Annotated in this window: 24 protein-coding genes and 1 pseudogene; 14 read left to right on the forward strand and 11 right to left on the reverse strand. The window is 44.9% G+C overall.

Annotation, left to right across the window (positions count from 1 at the left end; all coding sequences use genetic code 11):
* Positions 1-9 precede the first annotated feature (9 nt).
* Both ACH19P_RS16435 and ACH19P_RS16440 read right to left on the reverse strand, forming a co-directional pair.
* The gene (locus ACH19P_RS16435; protein ID WP_462159681.1) at positions 10-759 is read right to left on the reverse strand and encodes a hypothetical protein; all 750 of its coding nucleotides are present in this window, start codon (positions 757-759) and stop codon (positions 10-12) included.
* A 61-nt stretch (positions 760-820) separates the two neighbouring features.
* Positions 821-1,396 carry a hypothetical protein gene (locus tag ACH19P_RS16440; protein ID WP_462159682.1) on the reverse strand — a complete coding sequence of 192 codons (576 nt, stop codon included), beginning with the start codon at positions 1,394-1,396 and terminating at the stop codon, positions 821-823.
* Positions 1,397-1,723: 327 nt separating this feature from the next.
* Here ACH19P_RS16440 and ACH19P_RS16445 point away from each other — a divergent pair, with 327 nt between their 5' ends.
* Positions 1,724-2,863, forward strand: a complete 1,140-nt coding sequence (locus ACH19P_RS16445; RefSeq protein WP_462159683.1) for a histidine kinase dimerization/phospho-acceptor domain-containing protein — start codon at positions 1,724-1,726, stop codon at positions 2,861-2,863.
* Positions 2,853-3,755, forward strand: a complete 903-nt coding sequence (locus ACH19P_RS16450) for a response regulator (RefSeq protein WP_462159684.1) — start codon at positions 2,853-2,855, stop codon at positions 3,753-3,755. The genes ACH19P_RS16445 and ACH19P_RS16450 overlap by 11 nt, the downstream gene beginning before the upstream one ends.
* A gap of 2 nt (positions 3,756-3,757) precedes the next feature.
* Here ACH19P_RS16450 and ACH19P_RS16455 read toward each other — a convergent pair.
* Positions 3,758-4,710 (reverse strand): annotated as a pseudogene (locus tag ACH19P_RS16455) (LysR family transcriptional regulator).
* A gap of 124 nt (positions 4,711-4,834) precedes the next feature.
* Positions 4,835-5,374 (reverse strand): acyloxyacyl hydrolase, encoded by a 540-nt coding sequence (locus ACH19P_RS16460; protein ID WP_462159685.1) that lies wholly within the window; start codon positions 5,372-5,374, stop codon positions 4,835-4,837.
* A gap of 202 nt (positions 5,375-5,576) precedes the next feature.
* On the opposite strand from ACH19P_RS16460, the gene ACH19P_RS16465 reads away from it, so the two are divergent.
* Positions 5,577-6,215: an MlaC/ttg2D family ABC transporter substrate-binding protein gene (locus ACH19P_RS16465; RefSeq protein ID WP_462159686.1), complete on the forward strand. Its 639-nt coding sequence runs from the start codon at positions 5,577-5,579 to the stop codon at positions 6,213-6,215.
* 126 nt (positions 6,216-6,341) lie between these two features.
* Here ACH19P_RS16465 and ACH19P_RS16470 read toward each other — a convergent pair whose 3' ends face one another.
* The 3 genes from ACH19P_RS16470 to ACH19P_RS16480 all read right to left on the reverse strand — a co-directional run bounded on the left by ACH19P_RS16470 (position 6,342) and on the right by ACH19P_RS16480 (position 9,906).
* Entirely contained in the window at positions 6,342-7,568 is a 1,227-nt protein-coding gene (locus ACH19P_RS16470) for a threonine/serine exporter family protein (protein ID WP_462159687.1), read from the reverse strand.
* A 92-nt stretch (positions 7,569-7,660) separates the two neighbouring features.
* On the reverse strand, positions 7,661-8,890 hold the full coding sequence (locus tag ACH19P_RS16475; RefSeq protein WP_462159688.1) for a glycosyltransferase: 1,230 nt from the start codon (positions 8,888-8,890) through the stop codon (positions 7,661-7,663).
* On the reverse strand, positions 8,887-9,906 hold the full coding sequence (locus tag ACH19P_RS16480; RefSeq protein ID WP_462159689.1) for a LacI family DNA-binding transcriptional regulator: 1,020 nt from the start codon (positions 9,904-9,906) through the stop codon (positions 8,887-8,889). The genes ACH19P_RS16475 and ACH19P_RS16480 overlap by 4 nt, the downstream gene beginning before the upstream one ends.
* A gap of 264 nt (positions 9,907-10,170) precedes the next feature.
* Here ACH19P_RS16480 and ACH19P_RS16485 point away from each other — a divergent pair, with 264 nt between their 5' ends.
* Positions 10,171-12,633, forward strand: coding sequence for a S9 family peptidase (locus tag ACH19P_RS16485; RefSeq protein ID WP_462159690.1), 2,463 nt, complete (start codon positions 10,171-10,173; stop codon positions 12,631-12,633).
* A gap of 30 nt (positions 12,634-12,663) precedes the next feature.
* On the opposite strand, the gene ACH19P_RS16490 is transcribed toward ACH19P_RS16485, so the two are convergent.
* Positions 12,664-14,313, reverse strand: a complete 1,650-nt coding sequence (locus tag ACH19P_RS16490) for a sensor histidine kinase (RefSeq protein WP_462159691.1) — start codon at positions 14,311-14,313, stop codon at positions 12,664-12,666.
* Positions 14,314-14,453: 140 nt separating this feature from the next.
* Between ACH19P_RS16490 and ACH19P_RS16495 the strand changes: the two genes are divergently transcribed.
* Positions 14,454-16,184 (forward strand): MFS transporter, encoded by a 1,731-nt coding sequence (locus ACH19P_RS16495; protein WP_462159692.1) that lies wholly within the window; start codon positions 14,454-14,456, stop codon positions 16,182-16,184.
* A gap of 49 nt (positions 16,185-16,233) precedes the next feature.
* Here the strand turns inward: ACH19P_RS16495 and ACH19P_RS16500 are convergent, their stop codons facing one another.
* Entirely contained in the window at positions 16,234-16,599 is a 366-nt protein-coding gene (locus ACH19P_RS16500) for a MerR family transcriptional regulator (protein ID WP_462159693.1), read from the reverse strand.
* A 71-nt stretch (positions 16,600-16,670) separates the two neighbouring features.
* Here ACH19P_RS16500 and ACH19P_RS16505 point away from each other — a divergent pair, with 71 nt between their 5' ends.
* From ACH19P_RS16505 to ACH19P_RS16515, 3 genes are all read left to right on the forward strand, one after another.
* Positions 16,671-17,537 (forward strand): alpha/beta hydrolase family protein, encoded by an 867-nt coding sequence (locus ACH19P_RS16505; protein WP_462159694.1) that lies wholly within the window; start codon positions 16,671-16,673, stop codon positions 17,535-17,537.
* A complete protein-coding gene (locus ACH19P_RS16510; RefSeq protein ID WP_462159695.1) occupies positions 17,530-17,943 on the forward strand; it encodes a hypothetical protein in 414 nt (137 codons plus the stop codon). The genes ACH19P_RS16505 and ACH19P_RS16510 overlap by 8 nt, the downstream gene beginning before the upstream one ends.
* A 145-nt stretch (positions 17,944-18,088) precedes the next feature.
* Positions 18,089-18,760 (forward strand): alpha/beta hydrolase, encoded by a 672-nt coding sequence (locus tag ACH19P_RS16515; protein ID WP_462159696.1) that lies wholly within the window; start codon positions 18,089-18,091, stop codon positions 18,758-18,760.
* Between the two features lie 65 nt (positions 18,761-18,825).
* On the opposite strand, the gene ACH19P_RS16520 is transcribed toward ACH19P_RS16515, so the two are convergent.
* Together ACH19P_RS16520 and ACH19P_RS16525 are read right to left on the reverse strand one after the other, a co-directional pair.
* Entirely contained in the window at positions 18,826-19,218 is a 393-nt protein-coding gene (locus ACH19P_RS16520) for a diacylglycerol kinase (protein ID WP_462159697.1), read from the reverse strand.
* Positions 19,219-19,233: 15 nt separating this feature from the next.
* Entirely contained in the window at positions 19,234-20,868 is a 1,635-nt protein-coding gene (locus tag ACH19P_RS16525; protein ID WP_462159698.1) for a phosphoethanolamine transferase, read from the reverse strand.
* A 258-nt stretch (positions 20,869-21,126) separates the two neighbouring features.
* On the opposite strand from ACH19P_RS16525, the gene ACH19P_RS16530 reads away from it, so the two are divergent.
* The 6 genes from ACH19P_RS16530 to ACH19P_RS16555 all read left to right on the forward strand — a co-directional run bounded on the left by ACH19P_RS16530 (position 21,127) and on the right by ACH19P_RS16555 (position 24,525).
* Positions 21,127-21,801: a response regulator transcription factor gene (locus ACH19P_RS16530; RefSeq protein WP_462159699.1), complete on the forward strand. Its 675-nt coding sequence runs from the start codon at positions 21,127-21,129 to the stop codon at positions 21,799-21,801.
* Positions 21,802-22,140, forward strand: coding sequence for a hypothetical protein (locus tag ACH19P_RS16535; RefSeq protein WP_462159700.1), 339 nt, complete (start codon positions 21,802-21,804; stop codon positions 22,138-22,140).
* A gap of 20 nt (positions 22,141-22,160) precedes the next feature.
* On the forward strand, positions 22,161-23,222 hold the full coding sequence (locus ACH19P_RS16540) for an ATP-binding protein (protein ID WP_462159702.1): 1,062 nt from the start codon (positions 22,161-22,163) through the stop codon (positions 23,220-23,222).
* A gap of 76 nt (positions 23,223-23,298) precedes the next feature.
* Positions 23,299-23,754: a GNAT family N-acetyltransferase gene (locus ACH19P_RS16545; RefSeq protein ID WP_462159703.1), complete on the forward strand. Its 456-nt coding sequence runs from the start codon at positions 23,299-23,301 to the stop codon at positions 23,752-23,754.
* A gap of 15 nt (positions 23,755-23,769) precedes the next feature.
* Positions 23,770-24,057 carry a hypothetical protein gene (locus ACH19P_RS16550; RefSeq protein WP_462159704.1) on the forward strand — a complete coding sequence of 96 codons (288 nt, stop codon included), beginning with the start codon at positions 23,770-23,772 and terminating at the stop codon, positions 24,055-24,057.
* Positions 24,058-24,123: 66 nt separating this feature from the next.
* A complete protein-coding gene (locus tag ACH19P_RS16555; RefSeq protein WP_462159705.1) occupies positions 24,124-24,525 on the forward strand; it encodes a cupin domain-containing protein in 402 nt (133 codons plus the stop codon).
* The last annotated feature ends 7 nt before the right edge of the window (positions 24,526-24,532 follow it).

The following is a 24,532-nucleotide window of genomic DNA, read 5'->3' on the forward strand; positions in this document are numbered from 1 at the left end:
AGGTGGGGGTTATTCTTCGTTTTCTTCAATCACAGTGTGGATTGGCGTTAGTTTGTAACCCGATGAACTTTGCGAGTCCTGCTCCAGAATGAGGATGTAGTTGCCATCGGCGGTAAAGTCGACGTCGCCTTCTTGGTGAATCACAATTTCTTGGCCGTTGTCCTCTAAAATGGCGTAAAACTCATAGGCTTTATCGAGTAAGTAGAGTGACTTCGTACTGTATCGTGTGACACCGTCTAGGTGGTGCTCCGTTTGTGAAATCGGCTGCCCATCTAAAGTGAAGTAGAAATCTAATTTGGTCACTGGCAACCCCGCATATTGATCGACCAAGTTGACGACGGTGATTGCGTGGCTCACGCTACTTGGTACCAGGTTTTGTTCAACACTGAGTAGGCGAGGGCCATATTCTTCATCGTTGTAAAACACCCCAAGTGCACTTTGCTCTTGTTCCAAGGTCAGCAAGTAGTTGTCTACTAGCGTTTCACCGTTTTCATCCGCCATTGAAATGGAATAGCTATTTGCCGATAGCGCCAAATAGGGGGTCACGGTGTCGGCCAACGTAGGTTCGGTGCTGTGGACCTCACTGTTTTTAGTCGCTCTAAATGTCGTGTTAGTGTACTCATCCATACTGTTGTAGAACTGGACTTGTGCGCCTGCATCTTGGTTCTTTAATACATACGCTGAGTTACTGTTAGAGATAATGTCCATAGTGAGGTAGTCGCTGTTGTTGTCATAGCTTGGACGTAATACAAAAACCAAGGCTTCGTCGGCACTGATGCTGACAACGTCAGACTGCCAAATGGGGGTTGTATCACCCGCTTCAGTTAAAAAAGAAGGTATAGCTGTCGTTGTCGATCGTGACCGCCTCGGAAAGTGCTTCGAACGCAGCCGATGTAACAAGTTGTGCTTGGTCGAATACACCATCATCTTCAGCCATGTATAAATCAAAGTTGCGGCCTTCTTGCGTGATGTTTAATAGCTGCAAGGTAAACTCGTCATCGAAATCATCCATTGGCAGTTCAATGTTCATCATCAATTGGTCTGCAATGTCGCCGTACATCACCAGAAGTGATTTAGTGTCTCCTTTAATTTCAATCTCATCAGTGAGGAGATCCACCAAGTTGCCTTGGTCATTAGTGTATTGAATGGCGTAAGTGTAGTCATCGCTGGTGTAACTGTGTGTGGTGGTCACATCGCCTAGCTCTGCAGAGGTACGCGCTACATCCTCGATTGAGAGCGTCATCGTCGGCCCATTGATAGTGCCGTTGTATAACTGGATTGCACCCGTGTCAGAGCTGTCGTCGGAATCACTGGAGCAAGCTCCTAGCGTGAGTAGTGCAGCACTGCCAAGCGCAGTAAAAATGGGTGTTAGTTTGTTGTTATTGAGTTGTGTCATTATTGAGTCCATGTTTGTTAACTTGCTCTATATGACGACAGAAATTCAATAAAATTCTCACCTTTACATAGTATTACTCGCCTTTACAGTCCCTTACAAAGACGTTAAAAAGTGTAGTCAAATCTCCATTTTTTTTACATATTTGGTTGGTCGCAATTTTGTGCGCGGTGTGAGTGGGGAATATCCACTTCTTCCTTTTGTACTCAATATAACTACTTGAATTTAATTAACTTAATCAAAACTAGATATTTATATTATTATTGCTAGTATCACATAAACACTGACAATATCGCCTAGCCAGAAGAATAACGGGTGGGTGAACGCTAATTGGCAAACTTCGTAGGGATGCAGGGAATGACGACGCTAGCAAGACTCCATCACATCACCTCTGATCAAAACTTAGACTTTGAATCAAAACTCTCGCAACTATTGCAATTTGGTTTGGAAGAATTCGCGTTAGATATAGGTATTGTTAGTTGCGTCGTAGGGGATGTTTACACAGTCGAACACGTAATAACACCTGATGATTCAGTATCGCGCGGCGCTCAATTTGCTTTGGGGGAGACCTATTGTGCCCATACCTTGGTCGCAGATTCTGCACTTGCTTTTGAGCATGCGGGTCAAAGCCACATTGCCACCCACCCTTGCTATCAAAATTTTAAACTTGAAAGCTATATCGGTGCGCCAATTGTGGTTTCAGGCGCTGTGTACGGCACTGTTAACTTCTCCTCTGCTGGTGCACGTGAACACGCGTTCACAGCCGATGAATTAGATTATGTGACCTTACTCGCACAGTGGATAGGCATAGAGATAGCGCGCTACTACGATAATAAAGAGTTGCGACTTCAACATCAGTCTCTCAATGCGATGAGTGAGATGGCGAAAATTGGTGCGTGGGAGGTGGATCTTACAAAGAACACTTTGTATTGGTCACAACAAACAAAGGCGTTGCATGAAGTCGAACAAAGTTATGTTCCCAATTTATCGGCCGCTTTGTCTTTCTACCCTGAGCATGAGCGCAGTCGTATCGAGAACTATATCCAAGAAGCGATGGCAGATGGCAATCAGTGGTATTGTGAATCGCAACTTATCGCCAGCAACAATAAACGAAAATGGGTTGCGATTATGGGCAAGCCAGAATTTATTGGGGGCGAATGCACATCAATAAGTGGCGCAATCCAAGACATCAGTCATGTGGTAGAAGCCAAAAATGAATTGGCCAAGCAACGCCAACATGCAGAAGCCTTACTTAAAGCACGATCTGAATTCCTTGCCAAAATTAGCCACGAACTGCGTACTCCCATCAATGGCATCAACGGCATGTTATTGGCCATGCGTGGTGAACGTGATTTAGAGGTGATCTCTCAGCGAATCGATTTGGCATTGAGTGGCGCTGACACCTTAGTGCGCTTAGTTAATGACGTACTTGATTACTCAAAAATCGATGCGGGGTCAAATGCAGCTTGAAGCACAAGACCTCAATGTCAGCATTTTATTAAATGATGTTTTGTCTATGTACACTCCGTTATGCGCCGACAAAGGAGTGCGCTTGGAATATGACTTTGCCATCAATCCTGATGTGTGGATCAGCGCCGATGGCACTCGAATCAAGCAAATACTCATTAACCTATTGAGTAATGCGCTTAAATTTACCGCGGACGGTTGCATTCGTTTGCATGCGCAATTGGAAAACACAGCGCAAGGATATCAGCTCAGTTGCCAAGTGCAGGATACGGGCATTGGTATGAGTGAGGAAGTGAAAAACACGTTATTCAAACCTTTCACCCAAGGTGGCACTAATATCGCCCGAGAATATGGCGGTACAGGTTTAGGCTTATCTATCGTGCACGAGCTTTGCCGCATGATGCAAGGTAAAGTCTCTGTATCGAGTGAGCTTGGCCAGGGCAGTCAGTTTGCATTTTCAATTCAGGTAGCTGAAGGTAAGCCGATTCAAAAGCAGCTTAGATCACTGCCTCAGGTGAATGATCTCAATAAAGATATTCGTGTTTTAGTGGTTGATGATAACCAGATGAATCGCCTCGTAATGAAGGCTTTATTAGGTAAGTTGGGCTTGGAGGCTGACTTTGCTGAGAATGGCGAACAAGCGATCAATAAAGCACTTAGTGACGAGGGTCAGTATGACGTTATCTTTATGGATTGCGTTATGCCGGTGATGGATGGTTTTACAGCGACTCGGGAAATTCGCAAAAATGATGACATCAATCAGCCGCAAATTATTGCGCTGACTGCCAACACCTCAGAGTTGGATAAAAAGCACTGTTTAGATGCCGGAATGGATGACTTTATCGGTAAGCCTGTGGGGTTTGAGCAACTCACACAGGCATTATCCACGTTGTAAGATTAGCCGCTTTGCGTGCGATAAAGCGCTTCAAGATTGGGTATGTTTCGCTCCCATCTAGGTTCAGGTTCGCCAATAAATTCACGCACCGCTTCGAGTAATAAACGAGTTCTCACGGGCAAGTCTCTGTGTGGATACAGTGCGTACATAGCGCTGTAATCGGGCAAATTTACCTGAGGCAACAGAGGCGTCAGTAATCCTTCAGTAATTTCATTTTCAATCAAAAACGCCGGTACAATGGAATACGCAGTGCCGGAGAGCACTTTATCCAGAATAACCTCGCCGTCATTGGATGTATAAACCGAATTGACCACCTGTTCGCATTGCTCGCCGCGCTCGTTGATATAGGTGATGGAATCGAGTCGCTTGTGTGCGCTGGAATAAGTCGCCGCGGGCAACAGAGCGAGTTCTTCCATTGATTGTGGCGTACCATAGGTATCGATAAATGCTGGACTGGCTAACAGCAGCATGCGATTACGTGCAATTTTTCGCGCAATCAAGGAGGAGTCTCTAGGCTCGCCAATACGAAAAGCCAGATCGTAACCTTCAGATATTAAATCAACAGGGCGGTCATCAAGTTGCAAATGCACATTCACCTGAGGGAATTGCTTTTGGAACTCGTTGATCACCGGTTGGATGTAGCGTCGCCCCAAGGTGTGCGATGTCGCAATACGCAATAATCCACGTGGTTCTTGGTGGTAGTTCTCTGCAAGACGCACAGTTTCTGATAAGAGCATGCGCAGCTCTTTGGCATTTTTACCATTTCCGCACCTGCGGCAGTAAGCGAAAATGAGCGCGTAGTACGATTAAGTAGCCTAACGCCTAAATCTTCTTCTAACTTACTAATTTGCTTAGAAATAACGCTGCGGTCAATATTACGCATTGCCGCTGCTTTTGAAAAAGAGCCTTGCTCAACCACTTCAAGCAACATAATGAGTCGGCTACTGGTATCCATATGTGACGTCCAACAGATAATATTTGGTGGGATTGATGCTATTTTGGCATTAACGCTGGAATAAGACCAGTTTCCACGGGACCTGTAGAGCAAATTTAACTGTTTGAACGTCATGATTACAGGCCTAAAAACGTTTCGAATAGGAAAAGGAGATGAAATCTAAGCCTGGATTAGGGCTCTTAAAGCCTGCGTTAGAGTAATGCAGGTATCGTAACCCAAGCTCTGCCTTATCCAGCTTATATACCACACCAATACGGTCTTCAAATTGGTAGTGAGTGCTGATATTTTTACCTGCAAATTTGGTATCGTCGAGTAATGACAGACCAATACCAAATTCAAACAGCAGGGGTTTTCCTTTGAATGTGGTCATGGGATATTGAAATACAGGCGTGAGTGCGAGCACAAAATTTCGGTCATAATCGTTGCTGTCGCCGTAGCGCCAAAAGTTAACACTGCTTTCGAACAACAACTCAAATTGGGCGAACTGCTCGGGTAGATACTGACTTAAATAATGTTGGTATCCCAGTTTGATGCCTTGCACATCACCTTCTCCTTGAATGTAATGCACAGTGTAACCATGGCGAGATAGCTTTGCACTCTTTGCACTGACTCCTTGACTAACACTCATTAAAACAACAACTAATGCCACTAAAAAAGGTTTCATACTTCTACCCTGATACTGCGAAATGGGCGCGTACTATCTACATTGGCGTATAGTCATTCAACGCGTGAATGTGCACAGGAGCTGTGCAATCATGGCATCAATAACCTAACTGATTGAAAGTATGGTGTTTTTTCAATTGTGCATTTTTGGAATCAATAATGTGCGATTTTGTTGCTTATATTGCGAGAAATAATCCTCTAAGATGCCGCCCATATTCATTGTCTGGAGTGCGTCCGTGAGAGCTCAAAAATTATTTTCTGTGGTGACCTTGGTATTTGCCCTATTTGCAGGCCAAGCTTTTGCCCAAGAGCAAGACCAGCCATACACCTTACTTAAAGAAGTGGGTGAGCAGCTATTTATCGATATCGCCAAAATTGATGCAACTGAAGCACAAAAAAAAGCGCAGTTACGTGAAGTTGTGAAGCAACAGCTTATTCCCCATATCGACATTAAATTCGTGTCTTTCAAATTACTGGGTAAACACATTCGCGAGATAAACAAAGAGCAAGCGCTCAGTTTTATTGATGCGGTGGAGTCATATTTAACAACCACATATGCAACTGCTTTGATGAGCTACAACGGCCAAGAAGTGCGATTCATTGCGCCCAATGCTGAGTCTACAAATGGTTATGCATCAGTGAAAACAGAAATCGTTGAACCAGGTAAACCTACCATAGATATCGTCTTCAAGTTACGCCAAGACAAATCGGGAGAGTGGCGTGTATATGACTTAGTTGCGGAAGGTATCTCTCTATTGGATGCGAAACAAAAAGAGATTATCACCCGAATTTCAGAGGTGGGCATTGATAACGTAAATAAGGAGCTACTCGCGAAAGGTTAACTCCTAGCGAGTATTAAGTTCAAAGAGTAAGTAATACATTCCATTGTTGTTCCTGCAGCGTTTTAGGGTGAACTTTAGCCTTCTTTTACCCATGAGGCTTTTCCGTTTGGAAGTTCACCCTCTTTTTTACAAGCTTTTCTTTGGTGGCAACAGGACGTTTGCGAAAATAAGCCCCGCCACAAGTGACATGAAAATCAAGAATGTTTGCTGACCGATATGGTCGGCGTAAACAAAATCTTGGCCTTCAATTAGCGAGTTAAGCCCAATGTAGGTTTTCGAACCCGGTACAAGTACAATCAAACCTTGCATTGCCACGATAGATGCAGGCGCATTCGCGATACGGTTAAACAGGTTACTGAACACCCCCACAGCCATCGCGCCAACAAAGGTACCCAGGGTGTAATCCAGATAGGTAGCACCAGCGATACTCACGCCATACGCAATAAAGCCTGAAGCTAAAGACCACAGTGCATGTTTGGTTTTAGTACGGAAAATCACAACCAAAGACATACACAGGAATAACACGCCCAACCAAGGCGTCCACTTTGGTAGAGGGTTCGGTGATATGTACTCTGCTTGTCCGAACAAAGCAAAACCTATCCCAATACCAATAAAAGCACCAAAATACAGTTTAAACAACAACATAAAAGAGTCCATGACTCTTGCTGTGCCGGAAACTAAATGCCTCGCTGCCAGTTCTGCAAGCCCTAAAGCGAGCGCTAAACCAGGTATAAACACAATGATGCTGGACAGTACCACTAAGCGAATATTGATGTGAGGGTCTAGATACACACTGATTGCACACGCAAGAATGGCGGATACCACAGCAACAACTGGTTCGAGCATATGGGCCACGCGTCGCGAATAGCTTGACCATAGCACAAACAAGTAGACCACCAAGGTCAAAAGTGAAGACCAAAACACGTCGTTCCAGCTGGTGCCCATCAACATTGCGAACGCACCACCCGTCATCGCAAACGCACCGGCCGTGATAACTCGGTTGTATGGCGCTGGCATGACAGCTATTTCATCAAGGCGTTGATCTGCCTCGCTAATAGTTAAATCGCCGCTGAGCAGTTCATTGACCACTTCGTCGGTGTTTGCCAATGAACCTAGATCATGGTCGCCTGGGTCCACACGTGCGACATGGGTGTATTCATTTTCATGGCCTTCAGTCCAAATCACGAAGGTCACAGAAGTGGGCGACATAACAAACGATGATTTCAGCTCTAAGTGTGTGGCAACCTCCAAAAGGTGTGCTTCTAATCGATAAGCTGGCGTGCCGTATTTGTGCAGCATTTTGCCAAGCTTGACGATAAATTTTCGTTTTTCTTTAAATAGAGCGTCTTCCACGCAATGGTTCCTCGGTGTTAGGGTGAGCGGCGCCAAGCCACTTAGAGCGTGCGCATTTTAGTGATCTAACGTTACCTGTCTACTGATTTCTATCAAGATTTTGGTGAATTTTTTGCTTCAATCCACTGTGCCATATATTGGGTGCTGCGCATCGTATGATGTTTCAACATTTGCCCTGTGAAATTGCGTTGCCTATGCTGTTCTAAATTTTCACGGATTGCTGCAATTCGTTTTAATAAACCATCAGACAACGCTTGTTTATCATATACTTGTCTAAGTATAGCCAATCCATTTTGTTGAGCCTCAACAAAGTGTGCTTCATCTTCGTGCAATTTCACAGCTGCATCTGCAAAGGCCTGTGGGTCGTTTTCAACGGCACCATTCCAAGACAGGGACTGATGCATTCCTTCTGCGCCAATGGTGGTGGTCACAGACGGAGTTTGGGTGATCATGGCTTCGAGTAATTTACCCTTAATGCCTGCGCCAAAGCGTAAAGGTGATAAGCAGACTCTGGCTTTACCCATGACTGCAAATGCGTCCTGTGCCCAACCTTTAATGAGAAACCCTGTTTTAGGATTGTGTAATGCCGTTGCTTTTGGTGGTGGGTACGAACCGTAAATATGCAGCTCTGCTTTAGGGAGTTTTTTACGAATGAGCGGCCAAATTTGCTGTAGATATAACACCGCATCCCAATTCGGGGCATGCCTAAAATTACCTATGGTCATAAAGTGTTGGCGTTCATCAAACGACAATACTTGTTGCGGTAATGCTTCAAGGTCGACTAAAAAGGGTAGGTGATGAATGAGTTGTTCATCAACCTTGAATACCTCTTTAAGCAGCTGCATTTCATAACTTGAGATGATCAAACTCACATCACTGCGCAAGATGGCTGCAATCTCACGCTTCGCCAAATCGCTATGCAAATCTGCCTGCTCAAAAGGCCTTTGTGCTTTATGTGCGTCTTGTCGCGCGCCGCGCAAGCATTGCAGGTCTTCAGTATCGAGAATTTTCAAAGCGTTAGGCGCACACTTATCAACGCGCCAACCAAACTGCTCTTCCATCATAAAGCGATCGAACATCACAATATCGGGCTGTAGTGTTTGGATATAATCATCAAAACTACTGCAGTTTAAGGCAATCTCAGCACTGCTAATGCCATGTTGGCTCAAGTCTTCCATGTGCTCAGTGCGCTGAGCAGGAGAGGCAAATTCAACGTGCCAGTCTTGGGCACGAAATAGCTTGAGTAGCGACATCATATGGGTGCCCGCAGCAGACGAATTGGGCTCTGGCCACACATAGCCAATTACTAATACTTGAGTCATGAACAAGACGCTCGTTTAATTAAAGTTACATCGATAAGTGTGCGACGGGCGACACTTTGGTGGTTTAGCAGGGCGGTTAAACTGTTGAGAGTGTGTTCGGCTATTTCTTGACTGCGAATTGCTACTGAGCTCAAAGGGTAAGGCAATATTTGCGAGTCTGGAAAATCACCTAAGCCTACAACATGTGCATGCACACCTGCAACGAGCCCATAGTCAGCCAGCACATCGAGCGCTCCGTAGGCGACGGTATCGCTTATACACACGATGCCTATTGTGCTAATTGGGTTATCGAGCAGTGCACTTTGCCTTATGGTCTCTTGGCTTGCGCTGCGAGTGTTGGCACATTCAAGCAGGTGGATATTCGCGTTATGCTCATGTAATTGAGCAGCTTGTTGAAACCCCTCGAGAATACGGCTGAAACCACTCATTGTGGGGCTGCCGCCGAGTAACACTAACGCGCTCACGTTTTTATCCAACACTGCTTGGGTTGCCAAAAATGTGCCGCGTTTGGTATCAGCAAGCACACACGGAGCTTCGCTGAATGACACTTCACGTAAAATATTTATGACCGTGATACCGGATTTCGACAGTGCGTTTTGCCAATTTACATCGGTATTGTGTGCTGGGCACAACAACACCGCAGTGACATTGGATTCCCTCAAGCGATTGATGAGCCTAGCTTGGATGTTCACATCATCGTTGCTACACAGCAACATGGGCACAAAGCCCATACTCAGAATGCCTTCTTGTAGGGTGTTGGCAATGTCATTGAAGGTAGGGTTGTCTAAAAAAGGCAGAATGATGGCAACGAGCCCTGAGCGTTTGGAGCGCAGTGAGGCAGCGTCTCGATTGTAAATATACCCGAGCTCAACCATGGATTGTTGCACTTTATCATTCGTTTTAGGGCTTACTTTCTCTGGTTGTGACAGCACCAAAGACACCGTCGATTTAGACACGCCTGCGTGCTTGGCTACGTCGATAATGGTGACTTTTGATGGCATAGATGAGTGGGTCATGTTTCGTAATGCTCTGATTAAGCTCTGTATAGTAGCAGAACACCGACAATCGAGTCAGCCAAAAACCGTCATTCGGTGTGGATGCAAGCTTCGCTAAGTGAGCATAAATTCGAGTGTGCGTTGCCTATGGCGTGTATGAGTCATTACGCATGTGCTTGGTGAATTAACTGAAAAAATAACTGCTTAGGCGTATTTAGTTGCCTCTCGAGTAGAGCAAGGTAAACTGTACCTGAACGGATAATAATCAAAATAAAAGGGTTTTCTATGAAAAAACACCTCATTGCCAGCGTTCTTATTAGCGCATTTGGCTTGCTAGGTGCAGCAAATGCGCATGCTCAGGAGAGCGTTGCGTCAACCAATGCGACGAGTTCCAGCGGTTACCAAGTACCTTCGCCAGAATTAGCTCAAGTGGTGGACGCCAAGTTAGCGCCACGCTCCATGTTGTCGCCGGACGGTAAATGGTTGGCGTTACTAGAGCGTCGTCGTGTAGAAAGTTTGCAAGAACTTGCCAAGCCTGAGCTGAAGCTTGCGGGTATTAAACTCAACCCTGACAACTTTTCGCGCTCGCGTGTGCGCAACAAATACACAGCGTTGAGCTTTAAAGCGCTCGAGGGTGATGTCACCATCGATGTGACAAGTTTAGGAGAGGGCACACTGCGCTCACCTCAGTGGTCCAGTGACAGTAAATACTTGAGTTTTGTATTCGAGACTCCGACGGATGCAACCTTATGGCTTTACGACATCACGACTCGAGAGCTTAAGCAGTTAACACAGTACGCACTTAACTCTGTGGTGACCGCAACCCCATATGAATGGATGCCTGACGCCAGTGGAATTATTATCAACCACGCAGTGAATATGGGCAAAGTGCAGCCTACAGATGACGCCAATACTGTGGTGCCTGTTATTCAACAAACAACAGGTGAAAAAGCCCCTGCGCGCACGTATCAAAACTTGCTTACGAGCCCTTACGACGAAGCGCTGTTTTCATTTTATGGGCAAGGCCAGTTGATGCGTGTGAGCTTGGATGGGCAGGCGAAAGCGATTGGTAAAGCTAAGTTGTTTAGCAATTTCAGCATTTCACCTGACAGTAACAATATTCTCGTATCTTCCCTTGATGAACCCTTCTCATATCAAGTGCCTTACTTTCGCTTTGCGAGCACTTGGTCTGTATGGGGCATGAGTGGTTATGAATTAAAAGAGTTAGTCAAGCAACCTCTTGCCGACAATATTCCACAAGGGTTCGACAGCGTTCGCACCGGCCCTCGCGATTTTGAGTGGCGCAGTGATAAAGGCGCAACCTTGGTTTGGGCTGAGGCACAAGACGGGGGCGACATGAAAAAAGACGTTGCTCATCATGACTTTATTTACACTCTGAGCTCACCTTTTAAACGCAAACCAAGCTTATTGGCAAAAACTGAGCGTCGTTATTCCGGTTTCACTTGGGGTAATGAGAATGTCGCGATGTTGTCTGAATGGCGCTTTAGTGATCGTAATGTGCGCACCTGGATCATTGCACCAAATAACGCAGATGCCAATCCAGTGCTGTTCTCAGAGCGCAGTTACAATGATGCCTATAAAGACCCAGGTAACCCAATTTATACCTACAACGATCTTGGCGTGGGGGTGATGCAGGTTATCGGGGATCGCTATATTTTCTTACGCGGTAACGGTGCATCAGAGCAAGGTAACATTCCATTTTTAGACCGTTTTGATGTCAAAACAAACACCACTGAGCGTCTATGGCGCAGCGAAGCGCCTTATTACGAGCGAGTGGTGGCACTACTTGATGATGACGGACGTCGCTTTATCACGATTCGTGAATCAAAGACTGAGCAGCCGAACATTTTCGTGCGTGACTTAGATGAAGACACCTTGGTGCAATTGACTCAGTTCCCGCATCCGTATCCTGCATTTAAGGGAATTCAAAAAGAGCAGATTCGTTATAAGCGCGATGACGGCGTGGATCTCTCAGGCACCTTGTATCTGCCCGCGGGATATGATGCATCGCAAGGTCCAATTCCTGTACTTATGTGGGCTTACCCACTTGAATACAAGGATAAAAGCGTAGCGTCTCAGGTGCGTGAGTCACCGTATGAGTTTACCTACATAGGTTATTGGGGACCGATGCCTTACTTGGCAAAAGGCATTGCAGTGTTCGATGATCCGAAAATGCCGATCGTGGGTGTAGAAGGGCAAGAACCGAACGATACTTTCCGCAAACAATTGGTTGCCAGTGCCAAAGCGGCAGTGGATGTATTGGTAGAAAAAGGCGTGGCTGATAAAGATAAGATTGCTATTGCCGGTCACTCTTATGGTGCCTTTATGGTGGCGAATTTGCTTGCGCACAGTGACTTATTCAAAACTGGTATAGCCCGAAGTGGTGCTTATAACCGCACGCTAACGCCGTTTGGTTTCCAAGGTGAGGAGCGTAACTTCTGGGAAGGTCAGGCTGTGTACGCCAATATGTCGCCATTTTTCCATGCAGAAAAAATCAACGAACCCATGTTGATGATTCATGGTAAAGAAGACCCAAATAGCGGCACTTTTCCAATGCAAAGTGAGCGCATGTTCGCCGCAATGAAAGGGCTAGGCAAGGATGCGCGTTTGGTGATGTTGCCTTATGAAGCACATGGCTATAAGGCACGTAAGAGCTTGCTACACGTATTGTGGGAGCAAGAGCAATGGTTAGATAAATACTTATTGAGTGAAGAAGCGTCAGAATAATACGCTTTAACTGACCTAAAAACCCACGCGTTATGCGTGGGTTTTTAATGCGATGTGCTCACGGCTTGTTGATTGTAAAAAGCCGTCTATCGGCATGGAAATCAAAAAGCAGGCGCCACCCTCACTATGTGGCTGATATTCCAACGTGCCACAGAAATACTGATTAATGATCGCAAGTGCGAGACTTAGTCCCAGTCCCATCCCTTTTGCGTTGCGGTTGCCTACAACAAAGGCATCAAATAACTTGTCTTTAATGCTATCAGGAATACCTGAGCCATTATCACAGATACGAATACTTAACTGTTCATTGAGCACACTTGCCTCAATAAGAATCTCATGCTCGGGGGATGAATTTTCAAACGCATGGTTGAAGCAATTCTCCAGTAAGGCACTGATAGGTTGGTGTAAAAGAAATTGGGGCGCATCAACACGAATTTGTGCATCAATATCTACGCGCACTGTTACCTTTGAATCTGGGTTTTTGACCTCTTCGATACAGGCCCAGACTTCATCAACCAGCACCAGCGATTGGGCTTTTTCAGCAAACCCATCTTGGGTTATTACTTTGAGCTTATTGATAATTGTGCTTATTCTGTTCGCGCTGCTCTCTACCAGAGTTGCACAGTTTTCGATTGATTCGATTGACTCTAATAGTGAGGCTTTTGCGAGCTTGTTCTCATTCACTCTATTTTTTACTTCTTCTAGTTCAACCCGTTGACTGCTGGAAGCTGTCACTGCGATACCGACAGGCGTATTGATTTCATGCGCTAATCCAGGAATTAAACGCATCAAGGTTGCCGATTTTTCTGCGCTCACGAGTCGTGCCTGAGCGTGCTTTAAATCGGCTATCGCTTCATTGAGTGCACTGTTTTTAACTGTGAGCTGTTTAGTTTGATCTCTGACTTCATTATTCAAGTAAGTGATGATGTTCTTACGGATACTCGAACGGGCGTTGTAAAGGACCAAAAGGGTTGTAAGTAGTAATAAAAAACAAATTAAGGCACCACTGTACAACGCCGTTAACTGCCGTGACGACTCATCAATGAATGTTTGTAATTCGTCCTCGCGAGTAGCCAAAAAGGTATTAATTGGTGTCATGATCGCCACTTTACTCTGAAGGTATTGCTCGCTGTATAAGATGGCGAGTGCGCGGCTTTTTTCACCTTTTTCAACCAAGGCAAATGCTTGCTTTTCAAGTTTTACTAAAGATTCACTGTGATTGTATGCTCGAGTAAGTGCAGCTAATTCAGCGCTCGAGGCGCCATTTTCTTCGAGTAAACTTAATAGTGATTGAGGCTCAGTGTTTTCTGAGGGGGCGTGGCCATTTTCGACCATCATCATATCCCAATACACACGGTTGAGGTGCTTTGGTCGCGGACTCAAGCCCGAGCGAATAGCAATGATCTGCTCAAAGAAATCTTTGAATTTGTCATTGCCCGTGGCGGCATAGGCCCTCGCCATCACGGTGAGTTGATCAGAACTCAACCTAAGCTCCTGAGAGAGGTGCACCAAATTAAAATGTCTTTGTAATCCCTCTTGTTGTGCGTTTTTACTCATAAAAGCCAGCACAACCAAAAGCATGGCACATACAAACAGTAGGATGGATGCGACCACAAACTGCTCGAAGTATTTAAAGCTAAAAAAGTTTTTTAGATTGTTTGTGCCTGCTACATCCGTCATACGCTAGTCGCTTGTTTTCACAATGGATATTGTCGTTAAAAGTATAGATTAGTTTTTTGATATTTCGCCCAGCTCTAACATTGCGTTTGAATGATAATGTATGTTATGTATATTGTATACAATAATAAAAAGTGAAAACTATGTTCTCGTCAACGTCTTCTGCTGCCCCCCACAAAGCCTCTGTTGGCAATTTTGATTCGCGTTTCTATATTGCCAATTTAATGGAGGTGTTTGAACGCTTAGCTTGGTATGGCTTTTTTGCGGTGTCCTCGATATACATGACCACACCAAAGAGCCAAGGAGGCATCGAGTTTTCTGAGATTGAACGGGGTGCTGTACAAGGTATCATTCCATTCTTTTTGTATTTGTTGCCAGTACTCACAGGGGCTATGGGAGATAAGCTTGGGTACCGGCGGATGTTCATCTTCTCATTTTCGATTATGGCTCCAGGCTATTTTTTGCTGGGTCAGGCTGATAGTTTTTGGGCCTTTTTTGGCGCTTTGTCTTTAGTCGCATTGGGTGCAGCCTGTTTCAAACCAGTGGTCGTCGGCACGATAAGCCATTGTACCAACGACCATAACCGTGGGCTTGGCTTCGGTATCTTTTATACCATGGTTAATGTGGGGGGATTTATCGGGCCTATGGTTGCAGGCGCCATGCGCGCAATTAGCTGGGATGCGGTGTTTATGATGTCGGCTGGGTGGATCCTCATTAACTTTATTCCTGCGCTGTTCTACTATCGCGATCCTCCCTCGTTAAATACACAAAAAAGCTCATTAAAAGAAGTCGTTACTCAGGCACAACAGGTGCTAGGTAATGCGCGTCTTGCATTACTGTTGGCGGTAGCGATTGCGTTGTTAATGTCTGCTGGTGTGCAATGGTTAAGTTATGAACGTGCGTTTGTGTTGATGGCTGCGTGGGCAGTGGCAAATTACGCATGGAACAAGGTGGCCGGTGGCGAGCACAAACAATTACCTTGGTGGCAGCAAAAAATCAAAGTGAGTAATCCTCGTTTTGCATTGTACTTACTGATACTCACTGGCTTTTGGACGGTATACAATCAGTTGTTTTACACCTTACCTTTGTACATTCGAGACTATGTGGATACACGAGATTTGTTAAGTCTTATTGGGTTATTTGGAGAGGGGGCCGTCGATTTCTTTGCTCATGTTGATATGAGTCAAATTAAAGGCAATGTGCAGTCACTGTTTAGTCAACTCCACCAAGGAGCACATATTAATATTGAGTCTCTACGTTTACAGTGGGTCCATGACAAGATAAACGTACCGACGAGCGAGATGACTGTGCTGGTCAATGAGCTTTCTGCAATAAGCGGTTTTCAGGCTGAGCTCACAATTGAGCAAGTAAACACGTTCGCACAGCGACTCACAACTTTTCGACAAATTAATCCCGAATACCTGATCAATCTCGACTTTGCGGCCATTGTGTTAGCGCAAATAGCGTTAAGTGCCTTGTGTCAGCGATTCAAAACCTTTTATGTGCTTAGTGCAGGGTTAGTTGTGATGGTGGTAGCGTTTGTGGTGTTGATGAATGCCGGTATGTACACCAGTGGCATACTGGTTGTGACAGTTATTTTGTTGATCGCACTAGCAGAGATGCTGACCTCACCAAAAAGCCAAGAGTATGTGGCGAGTATCGCAGACAAAAGCCAAGCCGCTTTGTATATGGGTTATTACTTTGTATCTATGGCATTGGGGTTTTTGTTTGCAGGATTTTTGTCGGGGTGGAGTTACGCACATCTGACTCTAGAAATGCATCATCCAGCGTTAATGTGGGGCGTGTTCGCTGCGATAGCCTTGGTCACAGCCATCGGTTTGTTCTGGTTTCACCATACCCAAGCGCAAAAATAGGTGTTTTTCGTAGCCGCCCGCAGTGTGTGAGCGGTTATGCGTCACTATTTTATTGGTCGAGTTTGCCTTTGTATTCGCACATTCCTGCGAGGGCTTTATCGATGAGTGATTTAATCTGGCTAAGCTCGGATATTTTCGCCTCAATTTCTTGTCCTTTTAGGGTGAGTTTCTCGGCCATAGCCTTTGGCGTAAGGTTGTTCGTATAGAGCAGCTGACTCAACTCTTTAATTTCCTTGAGTGTAAAGCCCAAATTCTTGGCAAGCGTAATCATCTTTAATTGCTCTACTGTGCCTTCATCGTAAACTCGATAGCCATTGGTATCACGAGAGGGTAATGGGATAAGGTGCTCTTTTTCGTAAAAGCGAATGGTGTCTTTACTCAATCCTGTAAGTTCGACGACGTGTTTGGTTTTCATATTATTTGCTTGACTGTGGAGTTTACTCCATAGTTTATGATGTGCGAACTAACACCGCAACTGGAAATAAAATGACAACGAATTTCACAGTAAAAACAGAGGATAACGTCACGTTGAATGGCATAGTCTATCCATCTGAAGCTGCAAAGGCCGTGATACTTATCAACCCAGGCACAGCAACACGCACCTCATTTTACACCCCTTTCGCTCAATTTCTGGCAGAGCATGGTTATCACGTCGTGCTGTGGAATTACCGTGGTTTTGCCGAGTCGAAGACATCACCGTTAAGCGAGTGTAATTACAGCTATTCCGATATTGGCCGATACGATATTCCCGCGGTGATTGATAAAACTAAGCGCTTGTTCCCACAATTGCCTCTGTATTGCATAGGCCACAGTGCGGGCGGACAGCAATTTGGATTAGCACACAACCATACTAAAGTGGATGCACTTATCGCCGTGGCAGTGTCTGCAGGGTACTTCGCTCATATGCCGTTGGCTTATCGGCTCAAAGCGAACTTCTTTTTTCGCATTTACGCACCTATTACAGCCGCTATTTTTAACTATGTTCCAGCTAAGAAGTTTAACTTTATGGAAGATTTGCCAACGGGCTTTGCCAAAGAATGGTCGGCGTGGTGTAAAGAAAAGAATTTGTTTTTTGCCAAAAAGTTTTATGGCAAGTCTGTACCCGACGGCACTTATCAAAACTTTAGCGTACCGACATATGTGTTTACCGCTGATGATGATGAAATTAGCACACCAAGAAATGTTGATAACTTTTGGCAACAGGTCTCCCCGAAACAGCCAATTAAATTTAAGTACTACAACTCATCTTTATCACCGAGCGGGAAAATTGGTCACTTTGGCTACTTTAGAAAGTCCAATAAACAGATTTGGATAGATATTCTTACTAAACTGGACGAGTTGTGTAATGGCTAAGTCGGTGAACAATCAATTAAAGCAGCACACAATACTGTTTGTGTTGTTGGCGGCGAATGTGCTTGCGAGTGTGCTGCACTATGTGCACAACGTTATGTATTTCCAACACTACCCAGAACCTGATTGGTTAAACGCCCAGCTGGTTGACTACTTTTGGTTTTTGATGACATTTATTGGTGCCGCTGGCGCGTATTGTGTGTTAACCCAGCGCGTGCGAATCGGCGTTAGACTGATAGTTTCCTATGGCGTGATGAATATGCTGTCAGTGCTACACTATGGCGTCGACAGTGACAACGTAATGACCCAAACCATGCATCTATTCATTTGGCTGGAAACACTGTGTGCGTTGTTTTTGGTAGGCTATATCGCCACCAATAGAGCAATCTACCAGTACCACACGCATTAGCCCGAAACCGTGCGAGTGTGAGTCTGTGCTTTGAATAATACCAACTTACTTAACGAGTTAACCACTCTAGCGCTTCTATAAATGTATCGCTAAAGGTGATCAATAAAGTAATATGATCACCTTTAGCGGGCTTATTGGAAAACTAATGAATCGACTATCTATTACACTGATGTTGTTTTTCAGTGCATTTGTGCATGCAGGAAATACTTATTCTGAGCTGCCTGAGGTTGTTGACCCAACTGCTAGTTATATCTTTTATTCCCACGGTTATATTGTTGAGGGGGATGATTCAAGACCTGAGCATCCACGCTGGGGCGTGTATGACTTCCCCGCAGTGGTCAGTGCAATTGCTGAGCTTGGTGCCCCTAAAAGAAATTTCACTATTATTGCTGAGCACAGAGCTAAGAACACAGACTCATTTGCCCATGCTAAAAAACTCGAATCACAAGTCAGGCAGCTTATCTCTCGAGGCGTTCTTGCAAAGAACATCACTCTAATTGGTTTTTCTCGCGGCGGCTACATCACCGCTATTACCTCAAGCTACCTCGCCAATAAAGACATCAAGGTTGTTATTCTTGCTGCCTGCACCAGTGGTTTAGCGAAGCAGCCACATATTCAGCTGTATGGCCATGTTCTGTCTATTTATGAAACCTCGGACAGTGTCGGTTCGTGCGATGAGGTCGTGGCACGTAATCCCGATAATATTGCTTCTTATCAAGAGGTTGCTATCACCACAGGCAAAGAGCATGGTGCTTTTTACCAGCCCAGTGAACAATGGCTAATGCCACTAAAGATATGGCTTTCCAGAGGCAATTAATGCCTATTATTAGTCAAGTTTCAGGGGGCTGTGTGCCCCTCATTTGCTGAACAACGCCAGAAATTTTACCAAAACTTTAACCAATGATTAGTCAGAGCAACGCCCACCCACACGGCAAAACAAATCACCATTGCGACGAATACCCCCGCGGATCCTAAATCTTTTGCTAGGCCAGACAACGGGTGTATATCGAGACTGACCCTATCTATCGTTGCTTCAATGGCGGTGTTAATGATTTCAGCCAACAGTACAATGAGCACTGAGACAAGCAGGGCGATTTTTTCATAAATTGTGATATTAAGTAGGGCCATTAACACCAGTGTACTCACGAGTAACACCAGTTCTTGCTTGAAAGCAGATTCATTTTTTGTAAGCCAATTGAGTGCTCGAAGTGTGTTGCCAAAAGCAAGGGTGATGCGTTTAAAACCAACAGGTTTGCTCGAAGTATCGAATTGCATGAAATAACCTTTTATTTAGATTGTTACACGTTTACAACCATGGAACATGTCCAGGTTCGCTTGGTAAAGAGAAGACTTAACAGATGAAAGCCCCAAGATAGTGTCAAAGATATTGTCATGGGAAAGAGCCTCAGAGCTTCGCTCACTCACGCACTTAGCAAAATCTGCATCAGCGAGTTCATTGCTCCAATAAATGAGTGGGATGCGAGTTTGCTCCTGTGGCGCCAGTGAATACGGGAAGCCATGAAGATACAAACCTTTCTCACCCAGAGACTCACCATGGTCCGAAACATACAGGACATTTTTTTGTTCGAAATCGGTGCTCGCAGTGACGTCTATCAACTGACTGAGAATAAAGTCCGTATAGGCGATGGTGTTGTCATAGGTATTGACCAGTTCTTGATGCGAGCAATTTTGAATGTCACTCTTTGGGCAATCTGGTTGGAAAAAGCCCTTATCGGTAGGATAACGACGGTAATACGTTGGGCCGTGCGAGCCAATCATGTGTAACACTACCAATCGCTGTTGAGCACCTGGCTGGGCTAACGCTTGTTTAAGGCGCTCAACCAACACTTGGTCGAAGCAATAATCGCCATCACATAAGTCACTTTTTATGGAAGGGTCAACGGTTTCATTGTGTACACGTGCGCACACGCCTTTGCAGCTACTATTGTTGTCTATCCAAGTCACTGAAACGCCACTGCGCTGAACAATATCGAGTACGTTCTCTTGGGCGGAAGCTGTACGCGCATCATAATTGTCATGGCCGAGTCGCGAGAACATGCACGGCACCGAAATTGCGGTGGCAGTGCCGCATGAAGAGACATTATTAAAATACTTCACACCCATTTTAGAAGTGTATCGGTTGGTTGGGTGTTCATAGCCATGCAGAGAAAAGTTCTGCGCCCGGGCCGTTTCACCAACCACCACCACCGTTAATACACTCTTTTGTGGGTGTGCTTGGAATGGACTGCTATCGAGCACAGTAAAGGGTAGCGGTGGATAAAAATAGTTGTCTCTTAGGTATTTATACCCTGCGGTATAAAACGCAAATGGGGTGATGTAGCTCGTTAAGTCGCGGTTATTGCGACCGACGGCGGCATAATCTTTGTAAAAAGGGACGGCTGTGACGATACACACCAATACGGCAACACAGTTCACCCAAACGAAGCTTTTTAATCTTTGCGTGAACGAGCCGGTGATCTTGATTTTATAAAGAAGCAGTGAGGGGAGTATACCTAACATCACGACATACAAGAGCAAATCAAGGTTTAAGTAAGAGAATGCTTCACCCGTGTTAGTCTCTATGATGTTTTGCATCATGCTTTTATCGAAGATAACCCCATAATTGAGGCTGGCATAAAACAACACTGAGGAGACCAACACACTGGCAATGGCCAGCTGTTTGGCAAAAGTGACCAAGGAAAGCCAACTGATCACTATGATACTTAACGCGGTGAGTAAGAAGGGCACGCTCAGTAAAAACACATAATTTATCGGCTCGCCGGTAGCTGTCGTTGCACTGTAGGTTTTATACAAGAATTGACCATTGAACAGAGTCACCAACAACAGTGCGACAACCAACATAAAGTGGCCATACGACATTGAGACATTGACGTTTTTAAAACGCGAAATTAAATTAAGTTGCATGGCATCACCTTGCGTTTACAGCACAAACGAATTCATCGGAATCACGAATTAACGGCTGTTTATAAACAGCCAGAGACAGGACAATTCACGATTGACTATGATTAATGTTTGCAGCGATGCTAGGAGCTAAACCTTAAGAAATCCTTATGAAAATCTTAATCTTTGCTACTACGGTAAAACTTCAGTGCTTCTTCAGAAAACCTTAAGTTTTGTAACGTAATCTGCTTGCTACATTGCTATAAAGCTTGGAGCCTAAGTGTGAAAATACTCTTGATTGAAGACTCAGCGTCATTGCGACGAAGTATTCGAGTCGGTCTCACCAGTTTGGGATTCACTGTGGATGAAGCTGATGATGGTGCCCAAGGACTGAGTATGTCTTTGATGGGTGATTATGAAGTCGTGATCTTAGACATCATGCTACCGAGTTTGGATGGCATCACATTACTTAAAACGCTGCGACAAAAAAACAGTGATGTTCGAGTGTTAATTTTGTCCGCTAAACATGAGCCAGAAGACAAGGTGCAAGGCTTGTTGACCGGGGCGGACGATTACCTGACTAAGCCTTTCTCCTTCGATGAATTGCATGCGCGAATCATTAGCTTGTTGCGCCGGGGGTCACTTAAAGCGAGTCGTGATACAGTTGTTATCAATAACTTGTCGCTCGATTTGCAACTTAAGTTGTTACGAGTAAACAACATGGTGATCGACCTCACCCCTAAAGAGTACAAGGTGGTGGAATGTTTGTTTACCAATCAAAACAAGGTGCTCACTGCCGAAAAAATAAGTACTTACTTAGCGGGGCAGTATGATTTAATCTCAAAGAATTCGATTGAAGCGCATTTATCATCTGCGCGCAAAAAAGTGCGAGCAGCTGGTGGGGAATTACCAATAAAAACGAAGCGTGGTTTTGGTTATTTTGTACAAGAAACTTAAATGAAATCAATACGACAGTCCCTTGTAAGAACCCTGTCCTTAACAATTTCGGGCTTGGTGTTTGGCATTTTATTGGCCACCGATATCGCCGTAGACAGCTGGTTTGAAGCTGAGTTTACACGTGCGTTAAAAGCGAAATCAGGGATGTTGATGACGCTCATCGATGAAGATGAAGACGGCGTGGAATTTGAGTTCTCTGGGGAGTTCATGCCGGAATTTGAAGGCAGAACCGAACCTGAATATTTTCAGTTATGGTACGAGGGTGAGACATTTGAACGCTCTGATAGCCTAAACTTGTTTAAACAAAAAGTATCTTTCCCTTCGAACAGCTTAAGTTAGGGGAAGTTAAGATAGCCTCTGTGACGCTCCCCGACGGACGTGATGGTAAAGTCATCTACACCCATTTCATTCCGCAAGTCGACACTGAAGACCGCGCCACTTTTTTTGAAAATCAAACGACCGTGCAGTCGCCAATGACGCTGGCGTACGCTGCGTCAGCAGAAGAGTTAAACTTTATTCTGTGGCTCATTGATTTTGTGTTTGTGACCACAACCATCGCTGTGGTGATCTTCATTCGTTTATTTGTGAGTAAATCAGTGGATACCTCATTGCGCCCGCTGAACAAATTAAATAACGACATCAGCCAACTGAGCATCGCGCAAAAAGGCGCCAAAGTCACCCTTGACGAACCCATTAGTGAACTGGTGCCCATGGTGGAGAGTTTGAACAGCTTTATTGATGAGAACAGGCAACTGTTTTTGCGTGAAAAGCGCCTTACCTCAGACATCGCACACGAACTAAAAACCCCCATTGCGGAGCTTATTAACTTGTCGCAAGTGGTGATCCGTTTCCCAGGCAATAAAGAACTGGAAGAGGATTTTACACCTGAAGTGCTTAGAATTTCACAAAGGTTGAAGAGTATTGTTGAAAACCTACTGGCTTTGAATCGTTATGCTAATCACCAGTTAGCGTGTGAAGATGTGCTCGATTTAAATCAGGTGGTTGAACGACTTTGCGAAGGGTATGAGCAAAGCCGGATTAGGCTTCGCTTGGCACCTGAGCTACCCATATTAGTGAGTAATCTGTCAGCATTAGAGTCCATCATCGTAAACTTGCTGAGAAATGCGCTGCAACATAGCCCTGACAATTCAGCGATTGAAATTGGCACCTCGACAACACCCCACGGCCAACCCAAGCTGTATGTTAAAAATCAACTGCTTCACCCATTGAGCGAGGATGAGTTATCCCACGTTTTTGAACCACTGTGGCAAAAGGACGCGGCACGCACATCGGATGAAAACTTTGGTTTGGGGTTGTCTATTTCGCAAGCGCTTGCAGCGGCGATACAATCCACCCTCTATGTTGAGTCAGATAGCACGCACATTGTGTTTGTTTTAGAGTGCTTCTCTAACAAACGCTAACAAATGATCCCTAGCTGGCATTTATAAATCTTGTTAGTCTGAACTAACGGCTTAAATTTTATAGGAAAAGCCCGCGGTGATAACAATTATAAACAATGCCGAACAGCACATCGCACAACACATTTTCGAGGTATTTCAAGCATCGTACAAAGTAGAAGCACGGATAATTGGCGTTGACCAATTTCCACCTTTGGCGCGAACGCTTACAGATATTCAAAGGTCATCCTCATGTTTCATCGGTTACTTTATTGATAAGCAGTTGGCAGGCGTGATCGAGATAACACTATGTGCCGGTGACGTTGAAATTCACAGTTTAACCGTTGACCCTGAACACTTTAAAAAAGGCATTGGCAGTAAACTTATTCTACACGTACTCCAGAGCTATGCTTGGCACACGGCGAGTGTTGAAACAGCTGTCGCTAATTTACCTGCCATACGCTTGTATGAAAAACACGGGTTTGTGCAATGTAAACGGTGGACACCAGCACATGGAATAGAAAAAGTGGCGTTGTTGATAGATAAAGAAACCTAATTTCAAAGGATTAGAATGAATAAAAATATTATTTCGCTCATGTGCGCTGTGACTTTAGGCGGGTGTGTGGTTGTGCCAGTAAAGGACACTGAACAAGTTCAGACGTGTAAACTATCTTCCGACAAAAAAACGTTACAAATCGTTGATGTTGCAGAAGAAACAAATACTTATTACTCCGTCAGTGGCATTTTGTTATCGCCTATTTTGGTGCCTACCACGGCGATTGTGTCCGGCGCTTATGTTTTGGTGAACAACACCTATCACCTAGGCGAAAAAACCATCAAATGCGGTGACGCAAATTAGCCGTGTAGCAGCTATAGTTGATTAACCAAGATAGACGCCAAAGAATCGTAAGTAAGGGCGAAAATAATGAATAAAAATAAACCATTAGCCATGTTGGCTGTCAGCACAGCGATAATGTTTAACGCCCATGCTACAACGCCCTCTGTGACCCATTTTATGAAAGAGGTATCCAGCGTTGCTGATGGCACAGAGGTGATGATGAGTCAGGTCGATATTCCAGCAAATACGAGCCTTCCCAAGCATTGGCACCATGGGGAAGAATATGCGTATATTGTATCTGGCAGTGTCACGCTATGGCAGCAGGGGAAACCCGATACTCTTATGAAAGCCGGTGATGCAGTAAAAATTCCATTGAAGCAAATCCATACTGCTATCACAGGTGACGAGCCTGTCACTATTGTCGTGTTTCGCGTTCACGAAGAAGGAAAGCCGGTGCGGGTCAATGTCGATGAGGCGAAGCAGCATTAATCATACT

This window comes from Pseudoalteromonas sp. GB56, from assembly GCF_054923835.1.

What these genes read in the sequence shown, in the direction of transcription:
- ACH19P_RS16490 (WP_462159691.1), bottom strand. Translation starts at nt 14,313, where the DNA reads ATGACGGATGTAGCAGGCACAAACAATCTAAAAAACTTTTTTAGCTTT.
- ACH19P_RS16510 (WP_462159695.1), top strand. Translation starts at nt 17,530, where the DNA reads ATGGCTAAGTCGGTGAACAATCAATTAAAGCAGCACACAATACTGTTT.
- ACH19P_RS16485 (WP_462159690.1), top strand. Translation starts at nt 10,171, where the DNA reads ATGAAAAAACACCTCATTGCCAGCGTTCTTATTAGCGCATTTGGCTTG.
- ACH19P_RS16505 (WP_462159694.1), top strand. Translation starts at nt 16,671, where the DNA reads ATGACAACGAATTTCACAGTAAAAACAGAGGATAACGTCACGTTGAAT.
- ACH19P_RS16500 (WP_462159693.1), bottom strand. Translation starts at nt 16,599, where the DNA reads ATGAAAACCAAACACGTCGTCGAACTTACAGGATTGAGTAAAGACACC.
- ACH19P_RS16450 (WP_462159684.1), top strand. Translation starts at nt 2,853, where the DNA reads ATGCAGCTTGAAGCACAAGACCTCAATGTCAGCATTTTATTAAATGAT.
- ACH19P_RS16525 (WP_462159698.1), bottom strand. Translation starts at nt 20,868, where the DNA reads ATGCAACTTAATTTAATTTCGCGTTTTAAAAACGTCAATGTCTCAATG.
- ACH19P_RS16495 (WP_462159692.1), top strand. Translation starts at nt 14,454, where the DNA reads ATGTTCTCGTCAACGTCTTCTGCTGCCCCCCACAAAGCCTCTGTTGGC.
- ACH19P_RS16550 (WP_462159704.1), top strand. Translation starts at nt 23,770, where the DNA reads ATGAATAAAAATATTATTTCGCTCATGTGCGCTGTGACTTTAGGCGGG.
- ACH19P_RS16460 (WP_462159685.1), bottom strand. Translation starts at nt 5,374, where the DNA reads ATGAAACCTTTTTTAGTGGCATTAGTTGTTGTTTTAATGAGTGTTAGT.
- ACH19P_RS16520 (WP_462159697.1), bottom strand. Translation starts at nt 19,218, where the DNA reads ATGCAATTCGATACTTCGAGCAAACCTGTTGGTTTTAAACGCATCACC.
- ACH19P_RS16515 (WP_462159696.1), top strand. Translation starts at nt 18,089, where the DNA reads ATGAATCGACTATCTATTACACTGATGTTGTTTTTCAGTGCATTTGTG.
- ACH19P_RS16555 (WP_462159705.1), top strand. Translation starts at nt 24,124, where the DNA reads ATGAATAAAAATAAACCATTAGCCATGTTGGCTGTCAGCACAGCGATA.
- ACH19P_RS16440 (WP_462159682.1), bottom strand. Translation starts at nt 1,396, where the DNA reads ATGACACAACTCAATAACAACAAACTAACACCCATTTTTACTGCGCTT.
- ACH19P_RS16465 (WP_462159686.1), top strand. Translation starts at nt 5,577, where the DNA reads ATGCCGCCCATATTCATTGTCTGGAGTGCGTCCGTGAGAGCTCAAAAA.
- ACH19P_RS16475 (WP_462159688.1), bottom strand. Translation starts at nt 8,890, where the DNA reads ATGACTCAAGTATTAGTAATTGGCTATGTGTGGCCAGAGCCCAATTCG.
- ACH19P_RS16535 (WP_462159700.1), top strand. Translation starts at nt 21,802, where the DNA reads ATGAAATCAATACGACAGTCCCTTGTAAGAACCCTGTCCTTAACAATT.
- ACH19P_RS16480 (WP_462159689.1), bottom strand. Translation starts at nt 9,906, where the DNA reads ATGACCCACTCATCTATGCCATCAAAAGTCACCATTATCGACGTAGCC.